The sequence below is a fragment of the Ectobacillus sp. JY-23 genome (assembly GCF_023022965.1).
Classification (GTDB): domain Bacteria; phylum Bacillota; class Bacilli; order Bacillales; family Bacillaceae_G; genus Ectobacillus.
The window spans coordinates 843,595-860,526 of sequence record NZ_CP095462.1 but is presented as its reverse complement, the minus strand read 5'-3'; the positions used below and the strand labels follow the sequence as shown (position 1 = coordinate 860,526).

Sequence of the window (16,932 nt, the reverse complement as noted above, 5' to 3'; positions counted from 1 at the left end):
AATGAATAGTGGCCGGTACAGTTACAGCATATGGTTCAAACGGAACCCAAATATGGGGTCTTGGTAATAACCTTATTAACACAGCTGATCTTGTAGAAATGGAGCTGCAAGCGTTAGAAGCAAGAAAAAGCCCCATGCTTCGCCAGAAAAATACAGCGACAACAAACAAGCAAACGTACAGCAACTTTCAAAATGACTTTTCATCACTTATACAGGCAGTGCGGAAAGTTGCATCTTTTACTGGTAGTGAAAAAGCGGTCACGCTGTCTACTGCTGGATATGTGGACGTAAAAGCAGGAGCGAGTGCAATTAGCGGCTCTTATAAGATTGAAGTTGCAAAATTAGCAACGCGTCATCAAGTTGGTGGAGGAACAGCAATTAATTTGGCAGCGACAGTGACCTCAGCAACGGGTGTTAAATTAAATGGAAAAGATATAGTTATTGATGCAGGTATGACATATAAGCAGCTTATTGACAAAATTAATGGCGGGGACTATGGTGTATCTGTATATACGATTAAAGATGCCACCGGAGATCGTCTTTATATGACTGCCAAAAATTCAGGTGTAGCGTCAGCTATTACAATAGAATCAGGTACAGGGTCACTATGGCAAGATATTGGCATTGTAGACGGTAGCAATGCATTTAAAAATATTATAGAAGCGCAGGATGCAGAGTACTCTATTAACGGTGTATCTCTAACAAATGCTTCTAATACAGTGGAAAACATATTACCTGGTGTTAGCATCACATTAACTACTCCGACGCCGGCTAATACACCGGTAACAGTGAACGTAGGTGACTCTTCTGTAAATGATTCTGTTTCTATTATTCAGGCAATGAGTAATGAGTATAATAATGCCATTAGTAAGCTTGGTACATACGGCGGTGAAGGTGGCGTATTGCAAGGATCTAATGCAGTGTTAACAACAAGCAAGGCGCTAGGGACAATCGGTACATTTCAGGTAAATGGTAAATATGCATCTTCTTATGGTATTCAAATGGATAAAACAGGACGTATTACTATAGATACTACAAAGCTGCAAGATGCTTTTAAGAAAGACCCTGACGGTGCGAAAGCTTTTTTCTTTAGTGTAAATGGACTTGGTAAACACCTTGAAAAACAACTGGATAAAGTGTTTGGGGAAACAGGTAGTATTGGTAGTAAAATTAAGAGTTATGATGAAGAACTGCAAAAAATTAATAAGCAAATTACTAAAATAGATGAATTAAACCGCTCTAGACAAGATGCAATTATTGCAAAGTACGCCAAGCTAGAGCAACAGATGGCAGCTTTGAATACACAGCTGAATTACATTAAGGCTGCGACGAAGACAGACAAGGATGACTAAGAGGAGGAAGCGACATGCAAGCATGGCAACGATATATGCAAAATAGCATTATGACTAGTAACCCTATTAAAAACACAATCCTTATATATGAAAAAAGTGTTGCTGAGTTTCGTAATGTAGGAGAGCTTTTAAATAATTTTCGTTTTCAAGAAGCGGATGCAGTAATTGAAAAGCTAGAGAATATTTTTGAAGAGCTCACATTGCAGCTAAATCCTGATGCAGATGAGGAGTTATACAAAAATCTGACTTCGCTTTATGAGTGGATCTTAGCAGGACTTAGCAAAATAAAAATGACAAGAACTGCAGAAGGAATTAACGATATGATTTATGTTCTTCAACAATTAATAGAGGGATACCAAGGGGCGTTGCATCATGCAGAGCAATGAACCCTATCTTGATTTCTTGAGTTGTTTTAATGACTCAAGAAATATTATTGTATCCTACGAGAAACTACAAGAAAAAATGAACCACTTTAATCAGTGGTTTTTATCTCTTGAACAAGAAAAACGGGAAGTTTTGTCACAGCAACTTATTTTGTTGCTAGAAGAAGCAAAATGTAAAGTGCAAGAAGAACAAAATTTATTAGAACAAATCCTTTTATCAGAGAATGCAAAAGGGCGAGCTAATTCTACGTACGGAAAGTTTATATAAAAGAGCAAGGAGATATGAGCTGTGGATTTTGTGGGTGGAATCAACAATTACATGAGTTATTTGACAGCAAGACGCGATGTAATCTCGGGTAATATTTCAAACGCAAATACGCCCGGTTATAAAGCGAAAGATGTAACATTTATTGATAGGCTCAACGAGGCGGACAATGTACAACAAACAAAGCGCAGCAATGCACTTTTAACTACGCACGAACGACATATTCCCATCATGTCGCAAATGAATCGTCCGTACCAAATTCAGGCCAGCAATATTAAAGTTAATCAAGATGGGAACAGTGTAGATACAACGAATGAAATGATTGAATTAATGAAAACAAATCATCTGTATTCTTTAGCTGTTGGGGCACTCAACAATCAAAAAGCTATTAATCAAGCTGCGCGCGGAAAGTAGGAAATGTATATGTTTAATGCTTTAAATATAAGCGGTTCTGGGTTGACCGCTGCAAAGAAATGGATGGAAGTAACGTCTAATAATATTGTGAACATGAATACAACAAATGGGCCGAATGAAGCTCCATATTTTAGACAGCGCGTCGTTTTGCAAGACTCACAACAATTTTCCGGTATGCTTGAAAACGGAGGAAGAGGTGTGCATATCAAAAGTATATCGGTTGATCGAACGGAACGGCTTGTATATGAACCTACACATCCTCATGCCAATCCAGAAGGGTATGTAAGGTATCCGACCGTTGACTTAACGGCTGAAATGACAAATGCGATGATTGCGCAAAAGATGTATGAAGCCAACACATCTGTTTTGAATGCGAATAAAAAAATGCTCGATAAAGATTTGGAGATTGGAAGAGCATAGAAAGAGAGAATATCATGCGTATAGATCAAATTACAAACTTTAAACCCATTACTTTGTCAGCACCGTCTGTTTCGGTAGAAAACGAAGGTAAGCAATTTCTTTCTCTTTTAAATGAAATGACACAAACACAAAATGCAAATCAAGTCGCAACATATAACTTAATTACCAAGGGTGAGGGAGAAGCGAGCCAAGTTTTGATTTCACAGATGAAGGCAGAAAGTCAAATGAAAACAGCTGCGTTGGTACGCGATAATATAATTGAAAACTACAAGCAGCTAATGAATACGCAACTGTAAAAGGATGGGCTAATTGATGGAGAAACTGAAGGAAATAGCCGGGAGTCTTAAATCTTGGCACAAAATGGTGATTGGCGCAGTTCTCCTTGCGATTGTGACCAGTGTTTCATTGTATTTCACATTACCGGATAACTACGCAGTTTTATATAAAAATTTAAATGAAGCAGATCAGCAAGAAATTTTAGCCGAACTTTCTAAATTAGGTGTTGACTATCAGCTACAAGAAGACGGCTCTATTAAGGTACCTGATAAAGATGCAGTATGGGTACGGGCTAGTATGCGTGAGTTAGGTCTACCTAACAATGGTGCCGGCGGAGATGATATTTTATTAGAAAGCTCCCTCGGACTTAGTGAGCAAGACAAAAAAATGAGGCAAACTGTTGGTATTCGCAAACAGCTAGAAAGTGACATTGTAAAAAACATTAACTCTATTGAAACCGCAAATGTACAAATTACCTTACCTGATAAAGAGAGTATCTTTGATGAAAAAACACCGAGAGGAACAGCTGCCGTTACAATCGGTGTTCGTGGTAATCAGGGTCTCACACAGGAACAAATTCTTGGTATTCAATATATGGTCAGCGCTGCAGTACCTGGCGTGAAAGCAGAAGATGTTAGCATTATTGATAGTAAAAAAGGCGTTATCTCCAAGTCGGCAGACGTGGCACAAAATGCCTCTTCCTCTTTTGAAAAAGAATTGGTGATGCAAAAACAAATTGAGGAGCGCCTGAGACAAAATATTTCTGAAACGCTTGTTAACTTATTCCAATTGAATAACTTTCATGTAAATACAAGTGTGAAAGTGAATTATGATGAAGTTACAAGACAAACGGAAACATACGGCGATAAAAGCATGCTTCGCAGCAAGCAAGACCAAAAAGAACGGTCCACTGCAACGGAGAACGGCGGTGCTACAACGGAAGCCGGCATTGCCGCAAACGGTGAAGTTCCCAATTATAATAACAACGGTGCAGAAGGAAACGTATTATACAATCAAGACAACAGCAACACAACAGAAAACTATGAGATTGATAAAACAGTCGAAACAATTACTAAACATCCAGAATTAACGAACACAAATGTCGTTGTATGGGTAGATGAAGAAACTCTGTTTAAACGCAATATGGATGTGAATGCATTTAGACAAGCAATTGCAACGGCAGCAGGCCTACAAGCAGATGCCAATGGTAACTTTACAAATGGACAAGTGACAGTTGTACCTGTAGACTATGCAAAACAAGAACAGGCCAAACCAGCGCAGGTAGAAGAAAAGGGTAACAATTGGCTTATAATTTCAGGTATAGTAGCGGTGGTAACTGCATTGCTGTTAGGAGCAGGTGGGGTTTATGCAATGCGCAGACGCAAGCGTAAAGAAGAGCAGACTGTTGAAGAAGATAGAGAAGATTTGTTTGTTATAGAAGATATACCAGCTCATAAAGAAGTTGCAGCAACAATAAATGACGAAGGTTCTCAGGAGCCGTCTTTAGATCAGCAAGTGCAAGAACTTGCCAAGGAAAATATTGATGAGGCTGCAAGAGTCCTAAAAAAATGGTTAAATCAGTAGAATAGTGAGGGAAGAACATTGAGCAAAAATGAACAAATAACCTCACGAGAAAAAGCAGCTATCTTAATTCAAGTTTTGGATGAAGATACGGCTGCTGAAGTGGTAACTCGTTTAAATGAGGATGAAAAAGAAACTCTGTTGCGCGAGATTTCACGATTTAAGAAATATCCAACAGATACTTTACAAGATGTCCTTGGACAATTTATGCAAGAAATGAGTATTCGCGAATTAAGCATGATGGCACCAAATCGTAACTATATTCGCAGACTCTTTAAAAACATGTCAGATGAAGAATGGGAAGCGTTAATTCAAGATATGTCACTAAATCCTGATAATCCGTTCGATTTTTTAAACTCTGTAACTGACTTAGAGTCACTCTTAACAATTTTAAATGATGAATCACCACAAACGATTGCTATTATCGCATCACATATTAAGCCGCAGTTAGCATCACGACTAATTGAAAAATTACCTGAGCAAAAAATGGTCGAAACAGTTATGCGCATCGCTAAGCTAGAGCAGGTTGATGGTGATCTCGTGAACCAAATTGGCGAACTTTTGAAATCAAAGCTTAAGCATATGTCGTTCGGACCAACGAATAAAACAGACGGTTTGAAAACCATTGTAAATATCTTAAACAATGTATCACGCGGTGTTGAAAAGATAGTATTTGAGAAACTGGATGTAGAAGATTATGCGTTGTCGGAAAAAATCAGAGAAAATATGTTTGTTTTTGAAGATATTTTACGACTCGATGATTTGGCATTGCGTCGCGTTCTTGAAGAAATTAAAGATAATAATTTACTCGCAAAAGCGCTTAAAAGTGCAAAAGAAGAGCTTAAAGAGAAATTATTTACATGTATTTCAGCCAGTCGTAAGCAAATGATTGTAGATGAAATGGACGGATTAGGGCCACTTAAGGTTGCCGATGTAGAGAAAGCGCAACAAGTAGTGACAAGCACCGTTAAACGTTTAGAGAAGGACGGTAAAATTGTCGTGCAGCGAGGTGAAGAGGATGTCATTATTTAAGAACAGAATTCCCAGGAATTCTGTTTCTTTTTCGGATGAGCAATTTAAGCTTCGTTATAGTACAGAAGAGAAAGACGAGTATGTAATTCCTCAGGTAGATATCGTGAACTTTACAACTGAAAAGGAACAGCTACAAAAAGAGCGTGAAGAACTTGCAGAAGTCAAGAAACAGTTGGAGCTTCGTGAACAAGCTTTGCAGCAAGCACAATTGCAATTTCATGCAGATAAACAACGCTTAGAAGATGAAGTGGCACAAAAAGAAGCAGCGCTATCACAAGAAAGGCAACAGCTACATTATGAAGTACGGGAGTTTCTTTGGGATAATTCGCTGAAATTAGCTGAAAAAATTGTGAATCAAGCGATTGATACCAAGCAACTTTCTATGCTGGAAATTTTAACGGGTATTGTAGAAACATTGCCAATTGCTTTTGAGAAGCTGCAGATTACCGTACATCCTGATACGTATGAATACATTCAACAAGAAGAAGCGCGGGCACAATGGCTTTTAGGTATGGTAGAATGGAAATTTGACTTTTCCCTTGGTTTGGGAGAGTTCGTTTTAGAAGAAGAGAAAGAGTACTTTGAATATCGTATCGCAGCTATTTTTGAGCAATTGCGTGAAAGAGCTAAAGAGGCGCGGCAAGAGGAGGACGTGCTGTGCATCTAAAGCATGAACAAAAGCAATGGGACGAGCTCCTTTCTGTCCCCCTATATGTAACTAAAGGGAAAATTCACAGTGTACAAGAGCAACTCTTTATAGCAAAAGGTCCCAAAGTAAAAATTGGTGATATTTGTGCAGTCGGAGAAAATCGTGTGTTGTGTGAAGTGATTGCAATTGAAAAAGAAAATAATATGCTATTACCGCTTAACCAAAATGAAAAGGTCAGCTATGGGGACTGGGTGATAAAGCTTGCAGAAGAAGTCAGTATTCCCCGTGGGAAACACTTATTAGGAAAAGTACTAAACGCGAATGGAGAAATCCTTAATAGTGCTGAACAGCCTCCTGTTGATAAAGTGAAGCTTGATAGTCCGCCCATTCATGCATTTGAGCGGCAGGCCATCACAGATGTCTTTGAAACCGGCATTAAGGCAATTGATTCCATGCTAACAATTGGAATTGGGCAAAAAATTGGCATTTTTGCGGGATCAGGTGTTGGGAAATCCACATTGCTGGGGATGATTGCGAAAAATGCTAAAGCAGACATAAACGTTATTGGTTTAGTTGGAGAGCGCGGACGTGAAGTGCAAGATTTTATTCGTAAAGAACTAGGCGAAGAAGGAATGCAGAAAAGTGTCGTGGTTGTCGCCACGTCTGATGAGAGTCATCTTATGCAAATGCGTGCTGCAAAGCTTGCTACATCCATAGCAGAATATTTCCGTGATCAGGGTAATAATGTATTGCTGATGATGGATTCTATTACTCGTTTTGCTGATGCAAGAAGAAGCGTTGATATTGCAGTAAAAGATTTACCCATTGGCGGAAAAACATTGCTAATGGAAAGTTATATGAAAAAGTTGTTAGAGCGGTCAGGAAAAACACAGTTAGGATCAATCACAGGAATTTATACAGTGCTAGTAGACGGCGATGATATGAATGGTCCAGTTCCAGATCTAGCGCGTGGTATTCTCGACGGCCATATCGTGTTGAAGCGTGAATTGGCAGTTCTTGGCCATTATCCTGCTATATCGGTGCTGGATTCAGTGAGTCGTATTATGGAAGAGATTGTAGAGGAAGGGCACTGGCAATATGCAAATGAACTGCGCAAATATTTATCTCTTTACAAAGAGAATGAGCTGTACTTTAAACTCGGAACCATTCAAGAAAACGCGGAAACAGCGCATATTTTTGCAGCGAAAGATAAGATGCCTTTAATTAATGAATTTCTAAAGCAAGGCCGTTCACAATCATATCACTTCCATGAAACAATCGAAAAAATAAGTCAGCTTTCTTTCTCTTAAAATCTTCCATCAACATGATGGAAGATTTTTTATTAAAAAATATAAAAATATTATAAAAATCTAAAAGAAATTTTCACAAAAAAGATATATAATAATAGATAGATGTATGTATAAAGGAGGACAGACTTGTGAATCAAGAGCAGTACCGCATTATTAACATGCAAATGAAACATGAAGAGCATCAAGTTATGAAGGAAATTGGTTTATTGCTCCAGGAACTGCAAAATGTAACCACACAGAAAGAACGAGAGTTATATCGTTTAACTTCTCGCTCAAGAATGTTACAAACGGGAGCAGACGTTGCAGGAGGAATTCTTTCTTTACATACATTCGCACCTGATAGATTAAAAGAGTATGATAAGCGAATTTTAAAAATTCGGGAATTTATACAAAAAAATGAAACGATCTTGCAGCAAATTCGAGAAAAACAAAAAGTAGTACAAGGGCTGTTTGTGGAACAGGTGCGGGAGCACGAACGAGAAATGACAAAAAAAGAAGAACGTCATCTATTAGATTTCAAGATGTGTTTAGCAGTTGCTAAGTAGTAAAGGAGATTATAAATGAATATACAAATGCAAGTTGCAGAAATGCTATCGCTATATCCAGTGCCAAAACCTCAAACGCCTTTATACGATGTACAAAATTTACATAATGTAAATGGTTTTTTCGATATGAATATGCTTCCAAAAGTAAACGAAGTAAGTTCAAAAATTGATGCAGCGGAATTAAGTAGTGTACATTCAAAAAGCAAAGACGTTCTACTTTTGACTAGACCGGTCTCTGTTTCTGATATAGATCATACAGTTTTCTCTTTTTCGGACTTGAATCTTTTGTCCGCTGTATCTAAGCAACAACTTGAATTGGAGAAAGTAAAACAGGACGAGGCAAGTTTGGTTCCACTGATACTAGCTCTGCAACAAGCACAAGAACAATATGGCAATATCAAAATTGACCAGCTACCAAACAATATACAAACTGATATATTGAATGCCCTACAGGTAAGACAAGATATACAATATTCTTATTTATGTTCCGAAGACACTACAGGGAGCTTATTGCAAAAATTAGAGGCACAACAAGTAATTTCTACGGAAGTATACAATATTTTTATTTCTAAAAGAAATATAGGTGACCAATCAGATTTAGATAGGATTCTCGATACTAAAGATTTCCAAAGCGAATTATTATTAGGGAATGAAGGTAGATCTAATGATACATTTGTGGGTATGGTGGATTCTGTTGCTAACAACGAACAAGTATCCATAGTTCATCTAATGGAAAAAGACAGTGTTGGTATACAAAGTGAGAAACTAAATATATCTTCTTTGCAACATCAACTTCACTCCAAAATACATGATATTCAAAAATATACTGTAAAAAGTGACCGTGTACTTTTACAGCTAACACCGGAAGCATTGGGATCTTTAGATGTTTATATTAAGAAAAATGGTTCTTTGATTCAAATTCACATAGACATTGAAAAGAATGATGTGAAGTCTTCAGTAGAAGCGGTGTTACATGAAATAAAAGAGAGATTGCAAGAACGATCTGTACAAGTTGAAGTAAGTTTCTCTGAAAAGAATCAGGAAGAGAAAAGAGAGGGAAATGAACAGAGCAGGCAGCAGGAGCGACAATCACAAGAACAAAAGCAAGAAAAAAAACCAAATGAAGATACCAATATGATATTTCATGGATTACTAGGGGGGACAGAAAATGAAGATTGATGGCAATAGCATCTATACGCCAGTTACACAAAAAACGCAACAAAGTGTAACACAAGGTATGATGCGGAAAGATGACTTTCTCAAACTTTTTTTAACAAGCTTACAATATCAAGATCCTTCTAATGCAATGGATATGAATCAGATGATGAATCAAATGTCACAATTGTCATTGATGGAGCAAGTGCAAAATATGACAGAATCAATTGAAACGTTCTCAAATGCTGTTCAGTCCAATGCAATTGAGGGTGGGATGAAGTTTTTAGGTAAGGAAGTCGAGGCTGCAAGTGAAAGTGGGGAAGTAATTGTAGGAACAGTGGATCAAATTCGCCTAAGTGGTGGTAGCATTCAGTTAGTTATTGGTGACCAAATCATTTCTATGCAACAAGTTATTTCAGTAAAAAACAAAATTGAGAAGTAAGGAGAAATTAAGATGATTCAGTCATTGTATACGAGTATTTCAGGTATGAAAACGTACCAAGAAGCATTGAGCGTTACATCTAATAATATTGCCAATTCACAAACTGTTGGATACAAAAGACAAAAAGCAATATTTGATGATTTGTTATATCGAACTACATCAGGATCAAAAGGAGATGATAAGTACGCTGGAACAAATGCGAAGAGTATAGGTAGTGGTGTAAAGCTAAGTGGTGTTAACACGGACTATACGAGTGGTGTTCTAACCTTAACAGGTGGGAAGACAGATGTAGCTTTTGAGGGAGCAGGTTTTTTCCTACTTGGAGATACAAATGGAGCAAATAATACGTATACACGCAAAGGAACATTCTCTATATCTGCGGATAATCGCCTTGTGAATGCAGAAGGCAAATATGTATTGGGTTATGGAACTGTAGTAGGTACAAATAACATTGACTTTTCCAAAAGTCCACAACCAATTTCAATCCCTTTGGGAACAGCAGTAGCAGGCCAAGAAACTGATTTTGGTAAAATTTCAGGAAATTTGGCTAAGGATGAACCGACAACTAAAATTCAGTTTCCGGTGTATGATGTAGCTGGAAACAAGCAAATGTTGGATGTAACGTTTACAGAGAATCCAGACGGATCGGTTTCATTTAGTGCTACTATTGATGGAAGTTCTACTCAAATTATCACAGGAACACCAGATGGGTTAGGTGGATATATCGAATCTGCGCAACCAACAGGTACTATAACATTTGATGCACAAGGAAACTCCAGTAATGATACAGATCGAAGATATATTGAGATTGGGGGTAAAAGGATTGAGTTAAACTTAACTGACATTACTCGTTATCCGACAGATAAAACCTTAAAGGTTACTGATGTGACTGGTAGAGCAGCTAGTATTCCTACAGATTTTGCTATTACTGATGGTGGTTATGTTATGGTTAAATATTCAGACGGTAGTGTAAAAACGGCAGGACAGTTAGCAGTTGCAACATTCCCGAATGAAAAAGGTCTAGAAAAAATAGGAAATGGTAATTATGTTGAGGGACCTTCGGCAGGAAACGTTAGTATTGGTGTATCCGGACAAAACGGTGCAGGTATTGTACGCGGTGGTGCGACAGAGGGCTCTAACGTAGACTTGTCAACAGAGTTTGTAGACCTAATGGTATATCAGCGCGGTTTCCAAGGAAACTCCAAAGTAATTAAAGTGTCCGACGAAGTGTTAAACGATATTGTAAATCTAATTCGTTAATAAAAAGGGGATTTGACTATGACAACACGTGAGGAGCGTATCCTGAGTTTACCATTTTTTCAGGATAAGCAATTGCTGGCAAAGCAGGTGATACAGTTTGAAAAAGAAACGGGAGTCTACTTACCGAATCAGTTTGAAGTCAAGCAAATTCCTCCGTATGAATTTGGCGAACGCAAAGCGGTAATAGGAAGGGTGCATACCTTTTATTTTATCGGTATTTACAAGCAAGAGGTTTGGCAATACCAAGCTTTTGCAAATGAAATGAAGTGCAAGGAGTTTTTTATCGCGCTGCCTGGCGAGGACAAAGAGCTTGCTTTTTGGCTAAACAATATTGAATTGTTGGCATAGGGGGGATTGCGATGAATAAGTACCGTGTTACATTTTTAACAGCAGAAGGGTTAGAGCAGCGAAGTATTATGGAGGGACATAACCTACCAGATCTTATTCAGAAAGTAGAGAGGGTTATTTCAGACCCGATCGGCTATTTTACCAATGATAAAAATAACTGCTATTTTCAAGTGATTCGAGAGAATATATCTTACATTCAATATGAACTGTTGTTTTCGAATACACCGATTCATTTTGAACGGGTGAAAGAGTTGCCAGCTGCTGTGTTTCAGCAGTTGTTTGTGAAAGTGCCGAATCCAGAAGTATACGCTTTGGCATGCAAAGGTCTGGACCTGGCTACAAAAGAGCGGATGCTTGCAGAAATGCCTGCTGCTTTGCGTACGTCGGTTGAAGCAGTTTTCCAACAAGTCTTGGATGCAACAGCAGCAGAGGTATATGAAGCGCAAGCACTACTACTCCATGAATTAACGGATATTACAAGATAAATAGTATTTTAAGTTAGCAAGGAGAGAGGGAGACGTATCAAAATGGCTAAGAGTTACATAGCGAATTTGGTGCCCCTCTCATACATAAAACATACGCATGATACAGGCGTGAAAGGGGTTTACAATGTCACAAAGTATTTTATTAGAAAGCGGCACAAATGAACTGGAGATTGTTACATATACAATTGGGGAAAGCTTGTTTAGTATCAACGTAATGAAAGTTCGCGAAATTATTAATCCAATGCCTGTAACAGCTGTTCCGCAGGCGCATACTGCCGTAGAAGGCGTTGTACAGGTGCGCGGTGAAATCTTACCGGTTATCAACTTGGCGCAGTGCTTAAAAATTGAAAGCGTAAAACCATTGGAAGAAACGAAGTTTATCATTTCCGAATTGAATCAAATGAAGGTAATCTTCCGCGTGGATGAAGTACATCGCATTCAGCGCATTTCATGGGAACAAATCGAAGAGCCAGGTTCTCTGTCCATGGGTCTTGAGGAAACAACGTCCGGTATTGTGAAGCTAGAAGGTAAAATCATCCTTCTATTGGATTACGAAAAAATTGTCGTGGAAATCAGCGACTCTTCCGGCTATGAAACGAAAAAGCTACCAAGCAACGAAGACGGTTTAAACCGTGGCGATAAGGTTATCTATATTGCCGAAGACTCTCATATGCTAAGACAAATTTTAGAGCAAACCTTAACAACCGCTGGCTATAAAAAGCTGCAATTCTTCAGCAATGGAGCAGAAGCGCTTGAGCAAATTGAAAAGCTTGCGAAAGAGCAAGGAGAGGGTATGCACAATCATCTAAATCTATTAATTACCGATATTGAGATGCCAAAAATGGACGGCCATCATCTTACAAAAACGGTAAAAGAGCACCCGATTGCACGTGCATTGCCAGTTATCATTTTCTCTTCATTAATTACAAACGAACTGCATCATAAAGGCGAAGCCGTAGGTGCCGATGCACAGGTAAGTAAGCCTGATATTGAGAAGTTAGTAGGCTTGGTGGATCAGTTTATTTTTAATGTGTGAGTATAAGAGAAGGTAGTGAACGCTACCTTCTCTTATATGTAAGTACCACAAGTTTATGACAGCGATAGAAAAATGAAAGCGCAAGAGCTTCGTGCTTTATATCGTATGGTCTTATCCAACACGAGTTTCTTTTAGTCCTCGCCTGAGGCTACACATCGCCCACTCTTCTCTCCAAACAAAAAAAGATTGACGATTTTTCTAGTGGCACTTGTATAATAATATTTTTATGTTCTTTTTAAAGAATGAAATTACTAAAATGTATTGACGGATAATTCAAAAATAGAGTACACTATAGTTAATCAACGAAATTGAATATAAAAATGTTCTTTATAAAAAACAAAGGGGCGGAATTTGAAAATGAATCGTAACGATATGATCCATATACTAACAACATTGCAAGACGCTCTATCTGCTAACACATCTGTAAATGAGTTTGAAGCAACTGCAGCGAAATTTGCAGAGCAATATGGTATACAAGGGGAAGAAGTCATAGATTTATATAAAAAAATGGTCGCGTTTCACGGTGCTGTAGCAGTACTCGGCGGAGAAGAAGCGTATGAAAAATCCGAAACAGTTTGGCTAAAAGAAGAATTGGAACTTTTACTTACTGTATATAAGTTCTTTCAAAAGAACGGGATTAGCGTGGTTATCATCTCTGAGCAAATTAGCAATGAGATGTTATCAGTGTTTCCTAAAACGAAAAGCCAATTGCAAAATACCTACTATAAACTCAGAAATGATAAAATGTCACTTGAAAATACAACAAAACAAAAACCAGGAAGAAAGCCAGGGCAAGAATACAAGAAAAGATCAAAACGGAACCTGGAAGCTTCACATGTGTTGCTACACAGAGACGCTGAAGTATTACATGATGAGCCGCGCAAAAATCTGGTTCATCTATTGTCCGGCATGATCCATAACTTTCAAGCAATTTCCCAGCACAACGAAGTACGTGAGCGCCAAATGTATCAATTAATAGAAGGTATATATGAGCTTTCTAATCTAGCTGTAGATCAAACAAGAGCAAATTCTGGTACAGAAGAGGAGTTAGAACAATTGCGAGCTGAAACAGCACGTCTGAAACAAGAAAAAGAAGAGCTGTTAAGCGGCATTCAACATATGACAGCCAACATCAATTCCTTTGTAACAAGCAGTGATATTGAACAAATCAAGGGTTTATCTCAGTTTGTATATACATGTAAAAGTGATTTGCATAAGCTTGGTATGTTACAAGAAGATTCGGAATTACATGGAGTAACACAAGAAGTGTAAGACAAAAAGCGTTGCAGTTGGCAACGCTTTTTATTGTGTATTGTTGCCGCTAAGCAAATCAGCTATAACAGCACGTATATGAAGTGATTGAGAGCGCCAGTGTACAGTTTTTTTATTTAGGAGAAGTTCTTTTGTTAAATGGCTAATTTCTTTGGCAGCTTGTCCACTACGAACGTCAATAATCATGTCGTCAATTTGAGTAACGGCACTTGTTAATAACAAAATATTTTCCTCTAATTGCGCCGCTGCTCCCTGCAATTGTGAACGTGTCACTGCGATTGTATGTAGAAGATTATGCGTTTTTTCATATTGTTTAGAAGTGTGAGAAGCCTGCGGTTGTAACACTTTTATTTTCTCTTTATCATTCTCTCGTGTAGGGTAAGCAGATGAACTTGTTATCGTCTTATACTGTGATGAACGCAGTGTCTGAGAGATAGATAACAGCGAAGCATCTGTGCGTCGTGCATCCTCCAATTCACTTTTATAATCTTCTATATAAGAATGTAAAATATCTCGCTCAGACTGTAGTTGCATTGATAAAGCTTGCATATTTTCATGCTGTATTTCACCCTGTTTTTTAGAAGTAGCAGAATCTTGCTGATAAGAGGAGAAGCTTGATACAGCAGTATGGCTCATGATCATATGTATAATCTCCTAATATATAATTTAAAAAATACCTTTTCCGTAGGGAAAAGGTATTTTTATAAAGCATTAACCTTGAAGCAATTTGCTTACAGCTTGCGCGCTTTGGTTTGCTTGAGAAAGCATGCTTACACCGGCTTCAGAAAGAATTTTGTATTTTGTCATTTCAGACATTTCTTTTGCCATGTCAGCGTCTTGGATTTGAGAAGCAGAGGCTGCCATGTTCGTTGCTTGGCTGTTCAAGTTTTCTACGTTAAAATCTAAACGATTCAATGTAGCACCTAAATTTGCACGAGACTCAGCAACATCATCGATTGCTGAATCGATAGCGGCGATTGCAGCTTGAGATTTAGTAGCATCTGTAATATCAATTGTAGCTGCATCTACGCCTAAATCCGCAGCTTTAGCAGATGCGAATGTAACATCAATTTGATCTGCAGCAACAGAGCTGTCAAGAGTCTGTACTTTTACAGTTTTACCAGCTGTAGTGTCTAAAAGAGCTTGGTTATTAAACTTAGTATTTGCTGCAATATAATCAATTTGCTTTTGTAATTCTTTAAATTCACTGTCTAAAGAAGCTTGGTCTTTTGTATCATTTGTTCCATTCGCAGATTGTACTGCCAAGTCGCGCATACGCACTAAGATATTAGAAACAGAGTTTAACGCTGCTTCGCCTGTACGAATCATAGAAATACCGTCTTGTGTGTTACGAGAAGCTACTGCTAATCCACTTTCTTTCGCGCGCATACGAGTTGCGATTGCAAGACCTGCTGCATCGTCAGCTGCGCTGTTGATACGCTTACCGCTAGAAAGACGGTTCATTGCTTGGTTCATTTTTGCTTCGTTTTGACGCATGTATTCTTGCGTTTTCATGCTGTTAATGTTCGTATTGATTTTCATGAGTATGTACCCCCATACAATTTTTATAATTAATTTTTCTGTTTATGTAAAAATAGTTAGAAAAATTAATCACACCTTTATTGTAGTTTTCGGATATCTCTTTGTCAACGAAAAATTCTAATGAATAAATATAATAAAATATGATTTTAACAATATTTTATATTTTCTTCACAATCTATTTACTATTCGTATTGCAAAGTGTAATAAAAAAATCTAATATTATAGTATCATCATGAATGTATAGGTGAATCTATGATTGAAAATATTGTGACAACATTTATAACAAATAAAAAAATGCAGTTTGAGCAGAAAATGAGCAATCCTCTTCAATTTGTAAGTAACGCGAAAAAGCAGGCGTTTCAAGCTGAGCTGGAGACGGCGATACAAGCGGAACAGGTCGCACAACCGGCTGTGAAGCAAACGATGCACGCGAACGAAACAGAGTCAGTGAAAGAGTACGAGCGCCGTTTTTCCATTGCGCCCGATACTTGGAAAGTAGGAAATAAGTATAATATCCAATCCATAAATCCTAAATATGAAAATATGTATATAGATATTATTAAGGAAATGGGTCAAAAGTACGGTGTTCCGGTAAAGCTGATTCAGAAAATGATTGAAACAGAGTCGCATTTTAGGCCAAATACTGTTTCGCATGCGGGCGCGCGAGGGCTGATGCAGTTAATGCCTGTTAACATAAGGGAGCATGGCGTGACGGACCCGTATGATCCAAGGCAAAATATTGAGGCGGGCGTGAAGGAGATTAGCGGTTATTTAAAGCAGTATAAGGGTGATTTGATTTTATCTTTGGCTGCGTACAATGCCGGACCTGGCAATGTGAGAAAGTATGGCGGTGTTCCTCCGTTTCGTGAAACAGAAAACTACATTAAAAAAATATTGAATGTGGATGTTAGAGCATAAAGGAGGGACGCAGGGATGGAGATTAATGAAAAGATTCCTTTAAACGTATATTTTGAAATCGGTAAAACGAAAAAACGCATTGATGATTTGCTTTCGATTACAAAAGGAACGTTGTATCGTCTTGAGGACTCTGAACGAAATGTTGTTCGTATTATGCTTGAAAACGAAGAAATCGGTAAAGGCAGGATTTTAACAAAAAACGGCCGGATGTATGTGGAAGTGATGTCTTTAAAAGACGAGTAATTGG

General features: G+C 38.1%; 22 protein-coding genes. 20 read left to right on the top strand and 2 right to left on the bottom strand.

The window, feature by feature from the left end; all coding sequences use genetic code 11:
* Positions 1 to 8: 8 nt before the first annotated feature.
* The 18 genes from MUG87_RS04485 (at position 9) to MUG87_RS04400 (ending at position 14,225) form a co-directional block, all read left to right on the top strand.
* On the top strand, positions 9 to 1,352 hold the full coding sequence (locus MUG87_RS04485; RefSeq protein WP_247085941.1) for a flagellar hook-associated protein 2: 1,344 nt from the start codon (positions 9 to 11) through the stop codon (positions 1,350 to 1,352).
* 14 nt (positions 1,353 to 1,366) lie between these two features.
* Positions 1,367 to 1,738 (top strand): flagellar export chaperone FliS, encoded by a 372-nt coding sequence (locus tag MUG87_RS04480; RefSeq protein WP_247085939.1) that lies wholly within the window; start codon positions 1,367 to 1,369, stop codon positions 1,736 to 1,738.
* Positions 1,725 to 2,003 carry a hypothetical protein gene (locus MUG87_RS04475; RefSeq protein WP_247085937.1) on the top strand — a complete coding sequence of 93 codons (279 nt, stop codon included), beginning with the start codon at positions 1,725 to 1,727 and terminating at the stop codon, positions 2,001 to 2,003. Before MUG87_RS04480 ends, MUG87_RS04475 begins: the two co-directional genes overlap by 14 nt.
* A gap of 21 nt (positions 2,004 to 2,024) precedes the next feature.
* Positions 2,025 to 2,414, top strand: coding sequence for a flagellar basal body rod protein FlgB (gene flgB, locus MUG87_RS04470; RefSeq protein ID WP_247085935.1), 390 nt, complete (start codon positions 2,025 to 2,027; stop codon positions 2,412 to 2,414).
* A gap of 9 nt (positions 2,415 to 2,423) precedes the next feature.
* The gene (gene flgC / locus MUG87_RS04465; RefSeq protein WP_247085933.1) at positions 2,424 to 2,834 is read left to right on the top strand and encodes a flagellar basal body rod protein FlgC; all 411 of its coding nucleotides are present in this window, start codon (positions 2,424 to 2,426) and stop codon (positions 2,832 to 2,834) included.
* 14 nt (positions 2,835 to 2,848) lie between these two features.
* Complete coding sequence (gene fliE / locus MUG87_RS04460; protein ID WP_247085930.1) at positions 2,849 to 3,130, top strand: flagellar hook-basal body complex protein FliE; 282 nt, start codon at positions 2,849 to 2,851, stop codon at positions 3,128 to 3,130.
* Between the two features lie 16 nt (positions 3,131 to 3,146).
* Entirely contained in the window at positions 3,147 to 4,694 is a 1,548-nt protein-coding gene (fliF, locus tag MUG87_RS04455; protein WP_247085927.1) for a flagellar basal-body MS-ring/collar protein FliF, read from the top strand.
* Positions 4,695 to 4,712: 18 nt separating this feature from the next.
* On the top strand, positions 4,713 to 5,723 hold the full coding sequence (fliG, locus tag MUG87_RS04450) for a flagellar motor switch protein FliG (RefSeq protein ID WP_247085924.1): 1,011 nt from the start codon (positions 4,713 to 4,715) through the stop codon (positions 5,721 to 5,723).
* A complete protein-coding gene (locus MUG87_RS04445) occupies positions 5,710 to 6,390 on the top strand; it encodes a FliH/SctL family protein (RefSeq protein WP_247085921.1) in 681 nt (226 codons plus the stop codon). Before fliG ends, MUG87_RS04445 begins: the two co-directional genes overlap by 14 nt.
* Positions 6,381 to 7,682, top strand: coding sequence for a flagellar protein export ATPase FliI (locus MUG87_RS04440; RefSeq protein WP_247085919.1), 1,302 nt, complete (start codon positions 6,381 to 6,383; stop codon positions 7,680 to 7,682). The genes MUG87_RS04445 and MUG87_RS04440 overlap by 10 nt, the downstream gene beginning before the upstream one ends.
* A 128-nt stretch (positions 7,683 to 7,810) precedes the next feature.
* On the top strand, positions 7,811 to 8,227 hold the full coding sequence (locus MUG87_RS04435) for a cytoplasmic protein (RefSeq protein WP_247085917.1): 417 nt from the start codon (positions 7,811 to 7,813) through the stop codon (positions 8,225 to 8,227).
* A gap of 15 nt (positions 8,228 to 8,242) precedes the next feature.
* Positions 8,243 to 9,406 (top strand): flagellar hook-length control protein FliK, encoded by a 1,164-nt coding sequence (locus MUG87_RS04430; protein WP_247085915.1) that lies wholly within the window; start codon positions 8,243 to 8,245, stop codon positions 9,404 to 9,406.
* Positions 9,396 to 9,824, top strand: coding sequence for a flagellar hook capping FlgD N-terminal domain-containing protein (locus tag MUG87_RS04425; RefSeq protein ID WP_247085913.1), 429 nt, complete (start codon positions 9,396 to 9,398; stop codon positions 9,822 to 9,824). Before MUG87_RS04430 ends, MUG87_RS04425 begins: the two co-directional genes overlap by 11 nt.
* 12 nt (positions 9,825 to 9,836) lie before the next feature.
* Positions 9,837 to 11,084: a flagellar hook protein FlgE gene (gene flgE, locus MUG87_RS04420; RefSeq protein ID WP_247085911.1), complete on the top strand. Its 1,248-nt coding sequence runs from the start codon at positions 9,837 to 9,839 to the stop codon at positions 11,082 to 11,084.
* Positions 11,085 to 11,102: 18 nt separating this feature from the next.
* Positions 11,103 to 11,432: a DUF3964 family protein gene (locus MUG87_RS04415; protein WP_247085909.1), complete on the top strand. Its 330-nt coding sequence runs from the start codon at positions 11,103 to 11,105 to the stop codon at positions 11,430 to 11,432.
* Between the two features lie 11 nt (positions 11,433 to 11,443).
* Entirely contained in the window at positions 11,444 to 11,917 is a 474-nt protein-coding gene (locus MUG87_RS04410) for a LysR family transcriptional regulator (RefSeq protein ID WP_247085907.1), read from the top strand.
* Between the two features lie 124 nt (positions 11,918 to 12,041).
* On the top strand, positions 12,042 to 12,953 hold the full coding sequence (locus MUG87_RS04405; protein ID WP_247085905.1) for a chemotaxis protein: 912 nt from the start codon (positions 12,042 to 12,044) through the stop codon (positions 12,951 to 12,953).
* Positions 12,954 to 13,310: 357 nt separating this feature from the next.
* The gene (locus MUG87_RS04400; protein ID WP_247087495.1) at positions 13,311 to 14,225 is read left to right on the top strand and encodes a DNA-binding domain-containing protein; all 915 of its coding nucleotides are present in this window, start codon (positions 13,311 to 13,313) and stop codon (positions 14,223 to 14,225) included.
* Between the two features lie 30 nt (positions 14,226 to 14,255).
* Here the strand turns inward: MUG87_RS04400 and MUG87_RS04395 are convergent, their stop codons facing one another.
* Together MUG87_RS04395 and MUG87_RS04390 are read right to left on the bottom strand one after the other, a co-directional pair.
* Positions 14,256 to 14,867, bottom strand: a complete 612-nt coding sequence (locus MUG87_RS04395; RefSeq protein WP_247085903.1) for a hypothetical protein — start codon at positions 14,865 to 14,867, stop codon at positions 14,256 to 14,258.
* Positions 14,868 to 14,936: 69 nt separating this feature from the next.
* Complete coding sequence (locus MUG87_RS04390) at positions 14,937 to 15,767, bottom strand: flagellin N-terminal helical domain-containing protein (protein WP_247085901.1); 831 nt, start codon at positions 15,765 to 15,767, stop codon at positions 14,937 to 14,939.
* Between the two features lie 252 nt (positions 15,768 to 16,019).
* Between MUG87_RS04390 and MUG87_RS04385 the strand changes: the two genes are divergently transcribed.
* Both MUG87_RS04385 and MUG87_RS04380 read left to right on the top strand, forming a co-directional pair.
* Positions 16,020 to 16,685, top strand: coding sequence for a lytic transglycosylase domain-containing protein (locus MUG87_RS04385; RefSeq protein ID WP_247085899.1), 666 nt, complete (start codon positions 16,020 to 16,022; stop codon positions 16,683 to 16,685).
* Between the two features lie 15 nt (positions 16,686 to 16,700).
* A complete protein-coding gene (locus MUG87_RS04380; RefSeq protein WP_247085897.1) occupies positions 16,701 to 16,928 on the top strand; it encodes a flagellar motor switch protein FliN in 228 nt (75 codons plus the stop codon).
* The last annotated feature ends 4 nt before the right edge of the window (positions 16,929 to 16,932 follow it).

Coding starts and splice junctions, on each gene's coding strand:
- MUG87_RS04480 (WP_247085939.1), top strand. CDS start 1,367: ATGCAAGCATGGCAACGATATATGCAAAATAGCATTATGACTAGTAAC.
- MUG87_RS04475 (WP_247085937.1), top strand. CDS start 1,725: ATGCAGAGCAATGAACCCTATCTTGATTTCTTGAGTTGTTTTAATGAC.
- flgC (WP_247085933.1), top strand. CDS start 2,424: ATGTTTAATGCTTTAAATATAAGCGGTTCTGGGTTGACCGCTGCAAAG.
- fliE (WP_247085930.1), top strand. CDS start 2,849: ATGCGTATAGATCAAATTACAAACTTTAAACCCATTACTTTGTCAGCA.
- fliF (WP_247085927.1), top strand. CDS start 3,147: ATGGAGAAACTGAAGGAAATAGCCGGGAGTCTTAAATCTTGGCACAAA.
- MUG87_RS04445 (WP_247085921.1), top strand. CDS start 5,710: ATGTCATTATTTAAGAACAGAATTCCCAGGAATTCTGTTTCTTTTTCG.
- MUG87_RS04430 (WP_247085915.1), top strand. CDS start 8,243: ATGAATATACAAATGCAAGTTGCAGAAATGCTATCGCTATATCCAGTG.
- MUG87_RS04425 (WP_247085913.1), top strand. CDS start 9,396: ATGAAGATTGATGGCAATAGCATCTATACGCCAGTTACACAAAAAACG.
- flgE (WP_247085911.1), top strand. CDS start 9,837: ATGATTCAGTCATTGTATACGAGTATTTCAGGTATGAAAACGTACCAA.
- MUG87_RS04415 (WP_247085909.1), top strand. CDS start 11,103: ATGACAACACGTGAGGAGCGTATCCTGAGTTTACCATTTTTTCAGGAT.
- MUG87_RS04410 (WP_247085907.1), top strand. CDS start 11,444: ATGAATAAGTACCGTGTTACATTTTTAACAGCAGAAGGGTTAGAGCAG.
- MUG87_RS04405 (WP_247085905.1), top strand. CDS start 12,042: ATGTCACAAAGTATTTTATTAGAAAGCGGCACAAATGAACTGGAGATT.
- MUG87_RS04400 (WP_247087495.1), top strand. CDS start 13,311: ATGAATCGTAACGATATGATCCATATACTAACAACATTGCAAGACGCT.
- MUG87_RS04395 (WP_247085903.1), bottom strand. CDS start 14,867: ATGATCATGAGCCATACTGCTGTATCAAGCTTCTCCTCTTATCAGCAA.
- MUG87_RS04390 (WP_247085901.1), bottom strand. CDS start 15,767: ATGAAAATCAATACGAACATTAACAGCATGAAAACGCAAGAATACATG.
- MUG87_RS04385 (WP_247085899.1), top strand. CDS start 16,020: ATGATTGAAAATATTGTGACAACATTTATAACAAATAAAAAAATGCAG.
- MUG87_RS04380 (WP_247085897.1), top strand. CDS start 16,701: ATGGAGATTAATGAAAAGATTCCTTTAAACGTATATTTTGAAATCGGT.